The following is a 14,811-nucleotide window of genomic DNA, read 5'->3' on the forward strand; positions in this document are numbered from 1 at the left end:
CGGACGATGCGCCTGGGCCTGGTGCTGGGTGACCAACTGTCGTTCGACCTGGCAAGTCTGGCGTCCCTTGACCCTGCTCGCGATGCGGTCCTGATGGCGGAAGTGGAGGGGGAGGCCCGATACGTACCGCATCATCCGCTGAAGATCATTCTCATCTTCAGCGCCATGCGGCATTTTGCCCAGGCCCTGCGTGAACGGGGTTGGCAGGTGCACTATGTCGAGCTGGATGCCGAGGGTAACAGCGGCAGCATCGTGGGTGAGTTGCGTCGATGGCAACAAGCCTTGGGCGTCACCCACATTCACTTGACCGAGTGCGGTGAGTGGCGCCTGGAGCAGGCCTTGCGTGATGCCGCACTGCCGCTTGTGTGGTTTCGCGACACGCGTTTTCTATGCTCCCGTGAAGCCTTCGGGCGCTGGGCTACAGAACGTCGCCAGCTGCGTATGGAGCACTTCTACCGTGGCATGCGCAAGCGAACCGGCCTGCTCATGGAGCCTGACGGCAGCCCGGCAGGTGGCGCCTGGAATTTCGATGGCGACAATCGCAAGCCATTGCCACGGCAGCTGCGTGGCCCGTTCGCTGCGCATTTTGCGCAGGACGACATCACGGCAGCGGTGGTAGCCTTGGTGCGTCAGCGCTTCAGCGACCACTACGGGGGCGTCGACGGTTTCGACTACCCCGTGACCCACGCCGAGGCACAACAGCTGTGGCAGCATTTTCTGGATTTCGGCCTGGCGGCTTTCGGTGACTACCAGGACGCGATGGCCGAAGGCGAGCCGTACCTGTTCCATGCGCGCATCAGTGCGGCGCTCAACATCGGCCTTCTGGATGTGCGTCGTTTGTGCGACGACGTCGACAAAGCCTGGCGCGAGGGGCGGGTGCCGCTCAATGCAGCCGAAGGCTTCATTCGCCAGCTGATCGGCTGGCGTGAGTATGTGCGTGGCATCTATTGGCAGCGCATGCCGGCGTATGCCGGGCTCAATCACCTGAACAACGACCGGGCGCTGCCAGAGTTCTACTGGACCGGGCGCACTCGCATGCGCTGCATGGCCCAAGCCATCGGGCAGACCCTGCGGTTGGGCTACGCTCACCATATCCAGCGGTTGATGGTTACCGGCAACTTCGCCTTGCTGGCCGGTATTGTGCCAACCGCGATTTGTGAGTGGTACCTGGCGGTCTACATGGATGCCTTCGAGTGGGTCGAACTGCCCAACACGCTTGGCATGGTGATGCACGCCGATGGCGGCTACCTAGGGTCCAAGCCGTACTGCGCCAGTGGTCGTTATATCCAGCGCATGTCCGATCATTGCAAGGCTTGCAGTTACAGGGTCGACCAGGTGACCGAAGAAGATGCCTGCCCGTTCAATGCCTTGTATTGGCATTTTCTCATTCGTCATCGCCCCCAGCTCTCGGCTAACCCGCGCCTGGCCCTGGTCTATCGTAGCCTCGATGGCATGCCCGCTGGCCGTCGCGATGCCGTGTGGCAACGTGGCCAGTCATTGCTGGCTCGGCTCGATGCGGGGCAGGCGTTATGAAAAAGAGCCTTCTGCCCAGCAAGGTTTGCGTGGTGTGTGGCCGGCCGTTCACCTGGCGCAAGCGCTGGGCACGCTGTTGGGAGCAGGTGCGTTACTGCTCCGAGCGATGTCGCCGGTCAGCGCCGCGCCGCGATGCGCGCCAGCAGGGGCAGGGCCAACGCCCAAATCGGCATCAGTAGCAGGCCGGTTTCCAGCGCGCCCAATGGCAAGGCGACATCTGCCAGCCTGGCGCCGCCTACATAGGCCAGAGGGCCGCCAATCGCCCCCAGCAGTGCACCGCTTCGCCAGTGCCTGCCGGCCCATGCCAGGCTGTGACGCATCCCGCTGGCCAGCACCAACCACAGCAGCGCTAGCCACAACGGCAGGGGCCTGGCGTCGAAACTGAACACACCCAGTGCTCCCAGCGCGCTGTCGAGCACGCAGCCGATAAAGGTGACGCGCAACAGTGCCTTGAGCTCGGCATTGATGTCCGGGCACAGGCGCAGGTGTACAGCCACGCCCGGAATCACCAGCAGCAACAGCAAGGGCTGCTCGGCGCCCAGCACGCAGATCCACCAGCCGGCTTGCAGCCAGAGGGCATTGCCGATCAGCCAGCGGCTGGGCATCAGGCACCGCCAGGCAAGGGCGCGCGGCGTGCCTGGGGCGCTGCCCAGAGTAGGTGTGCTACGCCAATGGCGCGCTCCTCGAAACCGCCTTGGCAGTAGCAAAGGTAAAACTCCCACAGGCGCTGGAACATGTCGTCGTAGCCAAGGTCCGTCAGCGCGGTGCGAGCCTGACGCAGGTTTTCGCGCCAGTGCCGCAGGGTGTGGGCATAGTCCTGACCGAAATCCTCCATGTGCACAAGGTTGAGGCCAGTGTGCCGGCTGGCGGTGTCGAGCAACACGCTCAGCGAAGGCAGGGCGCCACCGGGGAAGATGTAGCGCTGGATAAAGTCGACCGAGCGCTGCGCCTGGGCATAGCGCTGGTCGCGGATGGTGATCGCCTGCAATAGCATCAGGCCTTCAGGCTTGAGCAGCGAAGCACACTGGCGGAAATACACCGGCAGGTAGCGATGACCGACCGCTTCGATCATCTCGATCGAAACCAGTTTGTCGAACGTGCCTTGAAGGTCGCGGTAGTCTTCGCGGAGCACTTGCACGCGCTGCCCCAGCCCCAAGGCCTTGACGCGCTCCAGGGTATGGCTGTACTGCGCCTCGGAGAGGGTCGTGGTGGTCACCCTGCAGCCGTAGCGGGTGGCTGCATGGATAGCGAGGCTGCCCCAGCCGCTGCCAATTTCCAGCAGGTGATCGTCAGGGCTCAGTTCGAGCTTCTGGCAGATGCGCTCCAGCTTGTGCAGCTGGGCCTGCTCCAGTGTTTGCTCAGGGTGTTCGAATTGCGCAGCCGAATACATCATGGTGGGGTCCAGCAGCCGCTCGAACAGGGCATTGCCCAGGTCGTAGTGGGCCAGAATGTTGCGCCGGGCTCCACGCTTGTCGTTGCGGTTAAGCCGGTGCAGCAGGCGCAGGGCAGGGCGGCCCAGGCGGGCCAGGCCGCCCTCGAGCGCGTCGAGCACTTCGAGGTTGGCGACGAACAGGCGGGTCACCAGCGCCAGGTCGGGGCTGCGCCAATAGCCGTGAATGTAGGCTTCGCCAGCACCGATCGAGCCATTGCCGGCGATCAGGCTCCAGGTGGCGTCATCGAGGATCTCCACCTCGGCCTGCAACGGGCTGTCGGCATCACCGAAACTCCACTGCTGCCCGTGGCTGAGCAGGCGCAGGTGGCCGTGACGCAGCTTGCTCAACTGGGCGAGCACGGCGCTTCGTGCCAGCCCGCCGAGCAGTGGCGCAAGGCCTGCGAACTTGCTAACGCTCAGGGTGGGATTTGACATCATCAAGGTCCTCGCAAGGTTGGCCGAGTGCCAGGTCACGCTGGCAGGTGGTGTGGTCATGCACGGGGGTGCGTTTGAGTAACAGGCGCAGCGCTTGCCAGTAGATGGCCGAGACAGTGCGCAGGCTCATCCATGGGAAGTTCAGGACATACCGACGTAGCGCTGCTCCGTCCAGTGGCGTGCGGCGCAGGGCGAGATCGGCCTCGAACACCTTTGTGCCGCCTTGCCAGTTCTGCATCTGAATGCGTACATGGTCCGTGTCCAGGAAAAAGCGCAGGCGATAGTCCATGTCCAACGGCATGAACGGCGACACATGGAAGGCCTTGCCGACGCTGAAGGGGCTGGCAAGGTTGCCTTGCACCGGTAGCACGTAATGAAAGCGTTCACGCCAGGGTGTGTTGCGCACTTCCATCAGGATCGCACTCAGGCGCCCGTCGCGGTCATGGCAGAAATAGAAACTCACCGGGTTGAACGACAGCCCCCAGCACCTCAGTTGCGTGAGCAGCTGTACACGGCCTTCGGGCAGGTGCCCCGTCGCCTGCCCGACCAGCAAGCGTGCAGCCTGGGCCAGCGATTCGCCTTGGCGGGTCAGGGCGGGCAGGTAGTCGGTCTCGCGCCAGCACAACGGCGCCAGGCGCCAGTGTCCCAGCAAGCGTGACAGGCCCATCAGCCAGGATTGTTCGTCCAGGTCCAGGTAGAACATGCCGATCCGGTAGCGGAACGCGTGGACCCGCGGCGTCAGCCGTCGGTGGCTGATCCAGCCCATGCAGAGGCTGCTGTTCACAGGTGCTCTCCGAAGTGCGCGGCCACCTTCAGTGCGCTGACCACCCCGTCTTCATGAAAGCCATTGCCCCAGTAGGCGCCGCAGAAGTAACTGTGCTGTTGCCCTTGCAGTTGTCCTTGGCATGCCTGGGCAGCCGACGCTGCAACGCTGTACTGGGGATGGGCGTACTGGAAGCGGGCGATGACCTGCGCCGGGTCTATCAGTGCGGTCTGGTTGAGGCTCACACAGAAGGTTGTCGGGGCCTGGATACCCTGCAGAATGTTCATGTTGTAGGTCAGCGCGGCGGGAGCCCGCTCAGGGCCGCCCAGGCGGTAGTTCCAACTGGCCCAGGCGCGCTGGCGGCGTGGCAGCAGGCGGGTATCGGTGTGCAGCACCACGTCGTTGCTGGCGTAATCGATGGCGCTGAGTACGGCGCGCTCCTGGTTGCTGGGGCTTTCCAGCAGCGCCAGGGCCTGATCACTGTGACAAGCGAACACCACATTGTCGAAGCGTTCGGTGCCGGCCGCGCTCACGAGGGTCACGCCACCTTCGTCGCGGCTGACCCGGTAAACCTTGCAGTTGAGGCGGATGCGCTCAGCGAACGGCCGGCACAGCGGTGCGACATAGCTGCGCGAGCCGCCTTTGATCACCCGCCACTGTGGACGTTGGTTGACCGACAGCAAGCCGTGGTTGCGGCAGAAGCGCACAAAGAACTCAAGCGGGAAGTGGAGCATGTCTGCGCGAGACATCGACCAGATCGCCGACCCCATCGGCACGATGTAATGATCGATGAAGCGTTGCCCATAGCGGTTCGCTTGAAGGTAGTCGCCCAGCGTGGTGCTGGCATCGATACGCTGGTTGTCCAGGTCGGCCAGTGCCTGACGGTTGAAACGCAGAATGTCCCGGATCATCCCCCAGAACCCTGGGGACACCAGGTTGCTGCGTTGGGCGAACAGGGTGTTCAGGTCGTGGCCGTTATATTCAAGGCCCGTCATCGGGTCATGCACGGAAAAACTCATCTCGGTCGGCTGTGAAGGGACCTTGAGCTGGTCGAGCAAGCGGATGAAGTTCGGGTACGTCCAGTCGTTGAAGACGATGAAACCGGTATCTATCGCATGCTGCTGGCCTTTCCAGACCACATCAAGGGTGTGGGTGTGGCCCCCGACCCATTGCTCGGCCTCGAAAACCGTGACTTCGTGCTTGCGTGACAGCAAATGGGCGCAGGTCAGCCCCGCGATGCCACTGCCGATGATTGCTATACGCATGGATCATCATTCCTGTTCATGACGGGCGAGGCGTTGGCCCAGCGCCAGGCGCAGGCGCGCGGGCAGCGCCCCGAGCAGGCGCAACACCCAGGTGAAAAGACCGGGGAAGTTGATTTCCAGGGGGCGGCGGGGCAGGCGCGTGGCGATATGCCGGGCGGCACGCTGTGCAGACCACAGCTGTGGCATGGGGAAATCGTTGCGACGGGTCAGTGGCGTGTCCACGAAGCCTGGGCTCACCAGGGTGACCGCGATGCCCTCGCGGGCCAGGTCGATTCGCTGTGACTCCACCAGATAGCGCACCGCGGCCTTGGACGCGCCATAGGCGCCGGCGCGGGGTAAGGCCAGCCAGGTTACCGAACTGCCCATCACCACCAGGTGGGGGCGCTGGCCTGCGCGCAGCAAGGGCAGTGCTGCCGCCAGGCAGTAGCTGACGCCCAGCAGGTTGGTGCGCATGACGCGCTCGACCAACGCCGGATCGAAATGCCCAGGCTCCAGGTATTCGCAGGTGCCGGCATTGAGAATGGCCATGTCCAGGCCCCCCCAGGCCTGCTCGATTTGCGCAGCGATGCCGGCGACCTGCTCCGGGTTGTCAAGATCGCCAATGGCCAGCAATGCCTGCCCGGGAAACCGTTCGGCCAGGGGTGCAAGGCGGTCGACGTTGCGCCCGCCCAAGGCGACCTGGTGGCCTTGCTCCAGGAGGATTTGTGCGAGCGCGGCACCGATACCGCTGCTGGCGCCGGTCAGCCAACAGCGGCTCATGCCAGCCTGCCTTTGAGCCAGCGGATCGCAGTGCCCATGACAGGAAGGTGCTCATAAAGCAGGGCACCGGCGTCGAAATAGTCCTGGTGAAAATGCACACGGTCGCGCCAATGCAGGCAGCTGCAGCCTTGCAACGTGATCGGCTGCCCACCGGCCAGGCGTGGGTGGCAAAACTGCAGTGTCCAACGCAGGTACCCCTGCCCGGGCTTTACCTCGTCGGCGCTGGTGAAGGCGTAGCGGATATCGGTGGCGTTGGCGTACAACTGCTCGAAGTAGGCACGCAGGGCCTGCAGCCCCTGTATCTGGTGCAGGGGATCACGAAAGGTGACATCGTCGCTGTACAGTTTATCCAGCGTGTCGAGGCTCGCCCCATCAAGGCGGGCGAAGCGTTCGGCGAATTGCTGTAGGTACGCTGACATACTGGGCTCCAGGCAATCCTGTACAACATTGAATTGTTGTACAGGTATAACTGAAGCCTAAGCTTTTATCTATACAAGTCAACGTCCTTGTATAGGTTTTTTGTCAGCGCTTGGCTTGGCCCTGCTGCCGGCGCAGTTCTGCCACTTCAGCCTCCAGCTCGCGAACCCTTTCCTCGGCGAATATTTGCGCTGTGACATCGCGCTGGATGCCAATGTAGTAGGTCAACTGGTCCGCCTCGTTGTGCACGGGTGTGATGGACAACTCGTTCCAGAACAGGCTGCCGTCCTTGCGGTAGTTGCGCAGCACCTGGCAGCAAGGGCGGCCTTCGCGGATCGCCTCGCGGATAATTGCGATGCCCGGCTGGTCGTGATCCTCGCCCTGAAGAAAACGGCAGTCCTGATAGAGGATATCGTCGGCGCAGTAGCCGGTCAGGCGCTCGAAGGCCGGGTTGACGTAGATAAGGATGCTCTCATTGCCTTCCTGCTCGGCGACAACGATGCCATCGTTGGAATGTTCGACCATCAGTTGCAGGAGTTTTGCATTGATCATGGGGCTCACCTACAGGCATTTCGTATGCGATGTGCGCCAAAGGCTTCCGTGCAGTAGCTTTTGGCGCTGTTTGTTGCATGATGAACCAAGGAGGCTCGCCGCAGAAGGTGCATCTGGGTTTAGAATGTATCACCCCTTGAATGACACCTCGTTATGACCGACGCCACCCCACCCGAATTGCTACCCATGCGCGATGTGGTCAGCCTGACCGGCATCAATCCGGTGACCTTGCGTGCCTGGGAGCGGCGTCATGGGTTGATTCGCCCGCAGCGCACCGAGGGCGGCCATCGCTTGTACACGGCCCAGGATGTCCAGCGCATACGTGACATCTTGCGCTGGACCGCCAACGGCCTGCCCATCAGCAAGGTGGGTGACAGGCTCGCCTGCCAGCCTGAGGCGCCTGTGCAGCAGCCCTCGGCCTTTGACGACTGGCGCGCCGCCGTTGCGCGCGCTTCCAGGGCATTCGATGCGCAGGCGCTGGAAGCTATCCATGGGCAGCTGTTCACACTCTTGCCAAAGGCCACGGTGCTGCGGGACGTGCTGATGCCGGTTTGGCATGAGCTGGCTTCAGGCACTGCGCCAGGCCAGCGTAGCCAATGGTTGTTTCTCGATACGTTCTTGCGCGCCCGGCTTCTGCTGCGCTTGCAGATGAACCAGGTCGATGCGCCGCGGGTGCTGCTGGCGGGTACCGAGGGTCAAGCCGAATGCCAGGTGTTGTGCGCCGGGCTGCTGTTGAGCAGCGAGCGACAACGCATCGAAGTGCTCGGCTGCGGGCAGCCGCTGGAAGAGCTCCCGCTGCTGTGTGCGGCGATGCAGCCAGCGGCACTGGTGATCGCGCTGCAGCCACCGGTGAGCCCTGCCTTGGCCAAGCGCCTGCGTTCGCTGCAGATGGACATTGCTTGTCCGCTGGCCTTGACGGGCGAGGGGCTGGCCGGTGTGCAAGCGGCCTTGCACGGGCTGCCGGCGTGCCTGTTGGACGAGCACGGTGCTGACGTCGCGCGCGTGCTTGACGCCTTGCTCAGGGGTGCGCTGGACCTCTGAACCTGGCCCTTCCCCCTGTCCAAGTAGTGAGGTGCACAGTTCCGTAACGGCGTCTACGCTCTCTGAGCGTCATTAAACTTATGCTGAACCGATACGGCGCATTGTTCAAAGGAGCTGGCAATGACTGTGTTCGTAAAGCGTTTCAGTACGCATCGGGCGGAACATGCGAAACGGTGGCTACTTGCACCGGTTATCCTGTTGGCTCTCCACAGTAGCGACCTGTTAGCCGGAGGCATCTTCATCTATGAGGCCGGCCAGGAAAGCAACGGCTTGGCCAATGCTGGCTCGGCGGCGCTGGCCACCGACCCCAGCGTGCTGATGAGCAATCCCGCAGGTATCGCCCTGCTGCCCGGCACGCAGATCAGCGCCAACACGCAGGTAATCCTCGGCGACCTGCGTTACTCACGCGACAGCAACAACCAGTTCGACGGCAACGAGGGCGGCAATGCCCTGCAATACCTGCCGGGCGCCAGCCTGTTCATCAGCCACCAGCTCGATGACCGCTCGGCCATCGGATTTGGTATGTACGGTAACTTTGGCTTGGCACTGAACTACGACGATGACTGGGCAGGGCGCTACTTTACCCAGGAAGCAGCGGTGATTGGCGTGTCTTTCCAACCCACCTTTGCGTACAAGTTCTCCGATGACCTCACCGTCGGTATCGGCCCGCGCATGATGCTCGGCTATTACCGCACCGAGGTGGCCGTCAATAACAGCCTGCTGGGTTTGGTCGAGCGCCCCGACGGCCAGCTTGAATACAAGGACACGGATTTTGGCATTGGTGTGAACCTGGGCCTGCTCTACCAGCTCGCCCCTCGCACGCGAATTGGCCTGGCCTACACCAGCAAGGTGAAACTGGAGTTTGAAGACAATCCGCATGTCAGCAACATCAACAATCCCCTCATCAATGCCGCCCTGAACCGCCTGGCTGTAGACACGCTGGAACTGGAGATGAACGTGCCGCAGACCGCGACGTTCAGCGTGGCCCATCAGCTGGACGATCAATGGACACTGCTGGGTAGTCTGGGTTGGCAGGACTGGAGTGAATTCGGTGATATCGGCGTGGAGGTAGATGCCAACGCCGCCGGGGTTAGCCGCACGGTCGATCGCCAGTACAAGGACACCTGGCACGCCTCGGTCGGCGCGCAGTACCAGGCGACCCGCCAGCTGCGCTGGAGCGTTGGGGTGGGGTATGACAGCTCGGCTGTCGATGACAAGGACCGTACTGTGGACAACCCGATGGGCGAGACGTGGCGCTTCGCGACCGGGGTGAACTATCAGGTTGAAGAAGGGTTGGACCTGCACCTGGCCTATACGCTGGTCTGGCTCGGCGATATGGACGTGGAGCAGACCAAGGCACGCTCCGGCGATACGTTATCAGGCAGTTTCGATAACGCCGCTTTGCACATCATCGGCGGCGGCGCAACGTGGCGATTCTGATGGATTTCATCCTTGATAACCGCTTCAACCTGGAAGGAGAAGTTGCATGAAAAGTAGGTCGCTTATTGCAACCGTGTGCCTCGCATCGCTGTTACTGCATGGCTGTGCGAGCAAATACGTGGAGCCCGATGAATACTCCGGGTTTCTGAAGGACTACAGCAAGCTCAAAGAGGAAAAATCACCGTCGGGCGCGGAGGTGATGCGCTGGATCAAGCCTGGGATCAAGGCCAACCAATTTACCAGCGTCTATGTCGAACCCAGCCAGTTTTATCCCAAGCCGCAACCCACTGCAAAAATTCCGCAGCAAACCTTGCAAGGTATAACCCAATATTACGATCAGGCATTGAAAAACCAATTTTCCACCGTGCTGCCGCTGGCGACGAGCCCCGGGCCAGGTGTACTGGTGGTGCGCCCGGCGATTACCGGGGTAAGCGCCAAAACCAAAGGGCTACGCCCCTATGAGGTTATCCCGATCGCGTTGGTGGCCGCCGGCATCAGTACGGCTACCGGTATTCGCGACCAGGACACCAGTGTAGCCACCGAGGCCGCATTCATTGACGGAAGCTCCAATGAAGTGGTGGCCGAAGTGGTGCGCAAGGGTGCAGGCGCTGAGCTCGACAACTCTTCGCAGATCATGCAGGCCAAGGACGCACGTGCTGTGCTCGATGGCTGGGCAAAGGACATGGTCAGTTCATTCAAGGCACTGAAAAAGTAACCCGCATGTTCCCCCTGACGTGGCTGTGCGTCAGGGGGCATCGGCATGTGATCCGCGGATTCGATGCTTCAAGGATGCCCCGATGAAAACCATCCTGCTAAAGATCAAACATGAATTCCTGAAGGTGCTTCCTCCCACCGTGTTCTTTTTCGTGATTCTGCACATCGTTGCGCTGATTCGCGCACTCATGATCAAGGGGTCAGGGGTGGACCTGCCTGTCTCCGCGTCGGTGCTCATCGCCGCTCTGATACTGGGCAAGTCTGTGCTGGTGGCCGATATGCTGCCCTTCATCAATCGCTTCCCGGACAAGCCGCTGATCTGGAACGTGGCCTGGAAGACCTTCATGTATGCCTTGGTCGCGTTGATCGTGCATTACCTGGAGCGGCTGTACGAGTATTGGAAAGAGGCGGCTGGCCTGGTGGATGCGAATGCGATGTTGTGGTCATCGATAAATTGGCCTCGCTTCTGGGCTGTTCAGATTTTGCTGATCACCTTGATATTCATGTATTGCGTCATCGCTGAACTGGCTCGCGTCATTGGCCGCGAGCGCCTTAAGCGCATGTTCATTGGTCCGCTGCCGCCAAAGCAGACAGAAATGTCGGATCACGCTTAATAGCCGAATGTCCGGGTCGCTCTAAACCACAGGGCTTTCAGTTGACGGGTAATACTATGTCGAAAAGAAATGGCTACCCGCTCTATCTACTTGCGTTGCTGGCACATACCGGACAAGGGCAATATCAACAGTGAGTCCACCTACGACTGGCAATCCAAAGACTGGACGATACCCCTCAACTTGACCGTTACCCAATTATTGAAGGTTGGCGGCCAGCCCATAACCGTCCAGGCCGGCCCCCGTTACTGATTCGACTCAGCGGATAATGGCCCGGATGGCTGTGGCTTTCGCTTTGCTGTAACGCTGCTGTTCCCGCGCTGAGCCGGGCAATCAAACCCGTCATGACAAAGCGCATTTTCAGTTTGCGGCTATGCTCATTAACCAGTCGACTGCAGCCGGGATCAGGCTGACGCGGGTATTTTCCGCAGCATTTGTCCACTCCATGGATGAACATCAAGGACCCTACATGCTTCGAACCTCGTGGTGTAACAGCAAAATGCTGCTGGGTATTGCCGCTTCCATTACCACCGTTACCACTCAGGCTGACAATGCGCGTGACTGGCAGAACCTGCCTACCGACCTGAACATGATCTTCGGTTACTACAACCTCATCGACACCAATACGCCAATAGACACTTCGTTGCCAATCGATGGGCTGTCGCTGAACGCCGACCTGTATATTCTGCGCTACGCGCGGTCCTTCGGCATCGACGGACGCAACTCTGCGATACAAGTGCTTCAGCCGTATGCCGATGTCAGTGCATCATTCGATGATGCGCGGTTTTTCGACGGTACCAAACACAACGGGGGCCTGGGTGATGTGCAACTGGTCTTCGTGCACAACGTGTTCGGCGGGCCGGCGCTGACCCAGGAAGCATTCGCCACCTGGCAGCCAGAGACATTCCTCACCGGGGCCTTATGGGTAACGGCGCCCACCGGCGACTACGACAAGAAGCGCATCATCAATATTGGCGCCAATCGCTGGGTGTTCAAACCTGAGATGGCATTTGGCACGCCTATCGGGCCGACGTGGCTCGAGGTCAACGCCTACGTGTCCCTGTATGGCGATAATGATGATTACCTGGACGACAACACGCTTGAGCAGAAGCCGCTGTACGCCGTGGAAGGCCACTATAGCTATAGCTTCAACCGGGCGCTCTGGGCCTCTTTCGATGCGACTTACAATAAAGGTGGAGAGACCAGAGTCAATGGCGTCAATCAGGACAATCAACAAGAAAACACGTTACTGGGCGCCAGCCTGGGTTTCATGCTATCGCCCCAGTTCGGCGGTTTGATTGCCTATTCAGACACTGTCTCCGAGCGAACAGGTTCACCAGACGTGAACACCTGGACGTTGCGCTTGCAGTATGTCTGGTGAGCATTGATTGAAGGTCATAGCGTAATTCATGCAGGTGTCGTTACCTAGCATGCCAGAAGAACCCTGAAGGGCCGCTGACTCGTTTGACCACGGAGCTGAAGGATGGGGCGTCGCAAACAAGGCAACATGCTGGGCAGGCCATTGAAGGCCTTGTCCTGTTTGACCGTTTTGATAACCCTGTTGGTCGGTCCGGTGGGCATTGCGCTCTGTGCCGATGCGGCGGGAGCTGTACCCACCCCCTCGATCACGTCCGAGGGCTATGTGGCAACCGCTACTTGCCTTGGCTGTCACGTTACCCAGGCCAAAGCCTGGAAGGACTCGGATCACGGCTGGGCCATGCGTGATGCTACCGAGGCCAACGTGCTCGGCAACTTCAAGGATGCTCGCTTCGATGAGGCCGGGGTAACGGCGCGTTTCTTCCGTAGGCAGGGTGGCTTCTTCGTCAATACCGAAGGTGAGGATGGCCAGCCGGCAGACTTTCAAATTCTCTACACCTTTGGCCACTATCCGCTGCAGCAGTACCTGGTTGCCCTGCCCAGGGGACGCCTGCAGGCTTTGACCATCGCCTGGGACAGCAGAGCCAAGGATGAGGGCGGGCAACGCTGGTTCTCGCTCTACCCAGGCCAACGCTTCGCGCCCGATGACCCCTTGCACTGGACCGGTCGCTACCAGAACTGGAACGGCATGTGCGCCGATTGCCATTCCACTCGCTTGATGAAGCATTACGACGATCGTCAGGACAGCTTCGCCTCCACCTGGAAAGAGCAGAACGTTGGCTGCCAGAGCTGTCATGGGCCTGGCAAGGCGCATGTCGATTGGGCGAGCAACGCCAAACCCGCCGGGCAAACCTATGCGTCGGCCAAGGATATAGGGTTGGCAGTCGACTACAAGGCGTTGGGCAGCCAAGGCATGGTCGAGCAATGTGCGTTCTGCCACAGCCGGCGGCAGACCCTTGGCGTGGGGCAGTTACCTGGTCATCCGCAGCTTGACCAGAGCCTCCCGGCAACATTGCGCCGCGGCCTTTACCACGCCGATGGCCAGATCGACGGTGAGGTGTACGAGTATGGCTCGTTCACGCAAAGCAAAATGTACAACGCAGGGGTAGGCTGCACCGACTGCCACAACCCCCACACCACCAAGGTCAAGATCGAGGGCAACGGGTTGTGCCTGCAGTGCCACAACGGCAATCCACCGGTAGCCCGCTTCGCTACCCTGCAGGCCAAGGACTACGATACACCCGCCCACCATCACCATGTCGCTGGCAGCCCTGGCGCCCAGTGTGTCAGTTGCCACATGCCGACCAAGACCTACATGGTCGTCGACCCTCGTCGTGACCACAGCTTGCGGATCCCACGTCCGGACCTCGCCGGCAAGGTCGACAGCCCCGATGCCTGCACCGCCTGTCACAAGGACCAGCAGCCGGCCTGGGCGGCCAAGACAATCGAGCAATGGTTTGGCAAACCGCAGCGGCCGGTGTTGTTTGGCGAGGCGTTCCAGGTGGTGCGCGATGGCCAAGGTATTCCGTTGAGCCTTTTGAATACGGTGCTGGCAGACAAGACCAAGCCGACCATCGTCCGGGCCACAGCTGCCGAACAGATGGCCGACCTGGGCCCCCAGGCCCTCATCAGTCTGGGCTGGGCGTTGAAAGATCCGAGCCCATTGGTGCGAGCCTACGCCACCTCTGGATTCTCCAGCGTGCCACCAGAACAGCGTCTCAAGCCACTGTTGCCCCTGCTCGAAGATCCGTCCCTGGCGGTGCGCGATGAGGCAGTGCGGGCGCTCGCGGATGTGCCCAAGGCGCAGTTGCCCGCCCAGTCGATGGAGGCGTTCAGCGCCGCATTGGCGGACTATGAGGCGCGGCTGCGTGGCAATGCCGACCTGCCTGGCGGGCGCTTGAACCTGGCTGTCCTGTTGAGCCGTCAGGGGCGTCAGCAGGAAGCCATGGAACAGTACCGTCAGGCATTGCACCTTGACCCTTACTTTGTGCCGGCGCGGGTCAACCTGGCCAATCTTGCAACGGCCGAACACCAGCTCGATGAAGCGGAAAAGGTACTTCGCGCAGGCTTGGCGCTGGACAAGATGTCGGCCCCCGACCACGGCAACCTGGCGTATATGCTCGCCCTGCTGCTGGTGGAGCGACGCCAGCCCGAAGAGGCCGTGGGCTTGATGGAAACGGCAGCGGTCGCGCTGCCAGGTAATGCGCGCATTCGTTACAACCAAGGTTTGCTGCTGTCGCGCATGAACCGTCGGGATGAGGCCTTGGTGGCGCTGCGGCGCGGCCTTGAGCAGGCGCCTGACAACGCCGACCTGCTTTACTCGTTGATCTACCTGCATGCCTTGGCCGGTGAACGCCGTGAAGCCTATGCCTATGTACAAAGGATGCGCAAAGCGGCCCCTGACGATTCACGCCTGCAAGGCATCGAGCCTTATTGGCAAAAGTATGAAAGTACAAACTGAGCTGGCGAGGG

15 protein-coding genes and 1 pseudogene are annotated in these 14,811 nt (G+C 61.1%); 9 read left to right on the plus strand and 7 right to left on the minus strand.

The window, feature by feature from the left end; translation table 11 throughout:
* The first annotated feature begins 6 nt into the window (after positions 1-6).
* Entirely contained in the window at positions 7-1,533 is a 1,527-nt protein-coding gene (locus ACF8Q6_RS20010) for a cryptochrome/photolyase family protein (protein ID WP_392493965.1), read from the plus strand.
* Positions 1,530-1,712 carry a DUF2256 domain-containing protein gene (locus tag ACF8Q6_RS20015; RefSeq protein WP_004576510.1) on the plus strand — a complete coding sequence of 61 codons (183 nt, stop codon included), beginning with the start codon at positions 1,530-1,532 and terminating at the stop codon, positions 1,710-1,712. The genes ACF8Q6_RS20010 and ACF8Q6_RS20015 overlap by 4 nt, the downstream gene beginning before the upstream one ends.
* On the opposite strand, the gene ACF8Q6_RS20020 is transcribed toward ACF8Q6_RS20015, so the two are convergent.
* From ACF8Q6_RS20020 to ACF8Q6_RS20050, 7 genes are all read right to left on the minus strand, one after another.
* On the minus strand, positions 1,650-2,138 hold the full coding sequence (locus ACF8Q6_RS20020; RefSeq protein WP_392493966.1) for a DUF2878 domain-containing protein: 489 nt from the start codon (positions 2,136-2,138) through the stop codon (positions 1,650-1,652). The genes ACF8Q6_RS20015 and ACF8Q6_RS20020 overlap by 63 nt on opposite strands.
* Positions 2,138-3,400 (minus strand): class I SAM-dependent methyltransferase, encoded by a 1,263-nt coding sequence (locus tag ACF8Q6_RS20025; protein WP_392493967.1) that lies wholly within the window; start codon positions 3,398-3,400, stop codon positions 2,138-2,140. The genes ACF8Q6_RS20020 and ACF8Q6_RS20025 overlap by 1 nt, the downstream gene beginning before the upstream one ends.
* The gene (locus tag ACF8Q6_RS20030) at positions 3,375-4,184 is read right to left on the minus strand and encodes a DUF1365 domain-containing protein (protein ID WP_392493968.1); all 810 of its coding nucleotides are present in this window, start codon (positions 4,182-4,184) and stop codon (positions 3,375-3,377) included. The genes ACF8Q6_RS20025 and ACF8Q6_RS20030 overlap by 26 nt, the downstream gene beginning before the upstream one ends.
* A complete protein-coding gene (locus ACF8Q6_RS20035) occupies positions 4,181-5,428 on the minus strand; it encodes an NAD(P)/FAD-dependent oxidoreductase (protein ID WP_161773663.1) in 1,248 nt (415 codons plus the stop codon). Before ACF8Q6_RS20035 ends, ACF8Q6_RS20030 begins: the two co-directional genes overlap by 4 nt.
* A 6-nt stretch (positions 5,429-5,434) precedes the next feature.
* Positions 5,435-6,187 carry an SDR family NAD(P)-dependent oxidoreductase gene (locus ACF8Q6_RS20040; RefSeq protein WP_392493969.1) on the minus strand — a complete coding sequence of 251 codons (753 nt, stop codon included), beginning with the start codon at positions 6,185-6,187 and terminating at the stop codon, positions 5,435-5,437.
* A complete protein-coding gene (locus ACF8Q6_RS20045) occupies positions 6,184-6,606 on the minus strand; it encodes a nuclear transport factor 2 family protein (protein WP_003254001.1) in 423 nt (140 codons plus the stop codon). The genes ACF8Q6_RS20040 and ACF8Q6_RS20045 overlap by 4 nt, the downstream gene beginning before the upstream one ends.
* A gap of 103 nt (positions 6,607-6,709) precedes the next feature.
* Positions 6,710-7,156, minus strand: coding sequence for a PAS domain S-box protein (locus ACF8Q6_RS20050; RefSeq protein ID WP_012052718.1), 447 nt, complete (start codon positions 7,154-7,156; stop codon positions 6,710-6,712).
* Positions 7,157-7,309: 153 nt separating this feature from the next.
* Between ACF8Q6_RS20050 and ACF8Q6_RS20055 the strand changes: the two genes are divergently transcribed.
* The 7 genes and pseudogenes from ACF8Q6_RS20055 to ACF8Q6_RS20085 all read left to right on the plus strand — a co-directional run bounded on the left by ACF8Q6_RS20055 (position 7,310) and on the right by ACF8Q6_RS20085 (position 14,800).
* Positions 7,310-8,197, plus strand: coding sequence for a MerR family transcriptional regulator (locus tag ACF8Q6_RS20055; RefSeq protein ID WP_392493970.1), 888 nt, complete (start codon positions 7,310-7,312; stop codon positions 8,195-8,197).
* 120 nt (positions 8,198-8,317) lie between these two features.
* Positions 8,318-9,637, plus strand: a complete 1,320-nt coding sequence (locus ACF8Q6_RS20060) for an OmpP1/FadL family transporter (RefSeq protein WP_104961931.1) — start codon at positions 8,318-8,320, stop codon at positions 9,635-9,637.
* Between the two features lie 46 nt (positions 9,638-9,683).
* The gene (locus tag ACF8Q6_RS20065; protein ID WP_392499354.1) at positions 9,684-10,352 is read left to right on the plus strand and encodes a DUF3313 domain-containing protein; all 669 of its coding nucleotides are present in this window, start codon (positions 9,684-9,686) and stop codon (positions 10,350-10,352) included.
* 82 nt (positions 10,353-10,434) lie between these two features.
* Positions 10,435-10,965, plus strand: coding sequence for a hypothetical protein (locus ACF8Q6_RS20070; RefSeq protein ID WP_392499356.1), 531 nt, complete (start codon positions 10,435-10,437; stop codon positions 10,963-10,965).
* A 123-nt stretch (positions 10,966-11,088) separates the two neighbouring features.
* Positions 11,089-11,286, plus strand: a pseudogene (locus ACF8Q6_RS20075) (transporter); the annotation flags it as partial.
* A 175-nt stretch (positions 11,287-11,461) separates the two neighbouring features.
* A complete protein-coding gene (locus ACF8Q6_RS20080; protein ID WP_392491509.1) occupies positions 11,462-12,343 on the plus strand; it encodes a transporter in 882 nt (293 codons plus the stop codon).
* Between the two features lie 102 nt (positions 12,344-12,445).
* On the plus strand, positions 12,446-14,800 hold the full coding sequence (locus ACF8Q6_RS20085) for a tetratricopeptide repeat protein (protein ID WP_392491505.1): 2,355 nt from the start codon (positions 12,446-12,448) through the stop codon (positions 14,798-14,800).
* The last annotated feature ends 11 nt before the right edge of the window (positions 14,801-14,811 follow it).

This window comes from Pseudomonas sp. GLN_2 (genome assembly GCF_043106005.1).
Classification (GTDB): Bacteria; Pseudomonadota; Gammaproteobacteria; order Pseudomonadales; family Pseudomonadaceae; genus Aquipseudomonas; species Aquipseudomonas alloputida.

Excerpts from the sequence above, each read along its gene's own strand:
- ACF8Q6_RS20010 (WP_392493965.1), top strand. The coding sequence starts at position 7 with ATGCGCCTGGGCCTGGTGCTGGGTGACCAACTGTCGTTCGACCTGGCA.
- ACF8Q6_RS20015 (WP_004576510.1), top strand. The coding sequence starts at position 1,530 with ATGAAAAAGAGCCTTCTGCCCAGCAAGGTTTGCGTGGTGTGTGGCCGG.
- ACF8Q6_RS20020 (WP_392493966.1), bottom strand. The coding sequence starts at position 2,138 with ATGCCCAGCCGCTGGCTGATCGGCAATGCCCTCTGGCTGCAAGCCGGC.
- ACF8Q6_RS20025 (WP_392493967.1), bottom strand. The coding sequence starts at position 3,400 with ATGTCAAATCCCACCCTGAGCGTTAGCAAGTTCGCAGGCCTTGCGCCA.
- ACF8Q6_RS20035 (WP_161773663.1), bottom strand. The coding sequence starts at position 5,428 with ATGCGTATAGCAATCATCGGCAGTGGCATCGCGGGGCTGACCTGCGCC.
- ACF8Q6_RS20040 (WP_392493969.1), bottom strand. The coding sequence starts at position 6,187 with ATGAGCCGCTGTTGGCTGACCGGCGCCAGCAGCGGTATCGGTGCCGCG.
- ACF8Q6_RS20045 (WP_003254001.1), bottom strand. The coding sequence starts at position 6,606 with ATGTCAGCGTACCTACAGCAATTCGCCGAACGCTTCGCCCGCCTTGAT.
- ACF8Q6_RS20050 (WP_012052718.1), bottom strand. The coding sequence starts at position 7,156 with ATGATCAATGCAAAACTCCTGCAACTGATGGTCGAACATTCCAACGAT.
- ACF8Q6_RS20055 (WP_392493970.1), top strand. The coding sequence starts at position 7,310 with ATGACCGACGCCACCCCACCCGAATTGCTACCCATGCGCGATGTGGTC.
- ACF8Q6_RS20060 (WP_104961931.1), top strand. The coding sequence starts at position 8,318 with ATGACTGTGTTCGTAAAGCGTTTCAGTACGCATCGGGCGGAACATGCG.
- ACF8Q6_RS20065 (WP_392499354.1), top strand. The coding sequence starts at position 9,684 with ATGAAAAGTAGGTCGCTTATTGCAACCGTGTGCCTCGCATCGCTGTTA.
- ACF8Q6_RS20070 (WP_392499356.1), top strand. The coding sequence starts at position 10,435 with ATGAAAACCATCCTGCTAAAGATCAAACATGAATTCCTGAAGGTGCTT.
- ACF8Q6_RS20080 (WP_392491509.1), top strand. The coding sequence starts at position 11,462 with ATGCTGCTGGGTATTGCCGCTTCCATTACCACCGTTACCACTCAGGCT.
- ACF8Q6_RS20085 (WP_392491505.1), top strand. The coding sequence starts at position 12,446 with ATGGGGCGTCGCAAACAAGGCAACATGCTGGGCAGGCCATTGAAGGCC.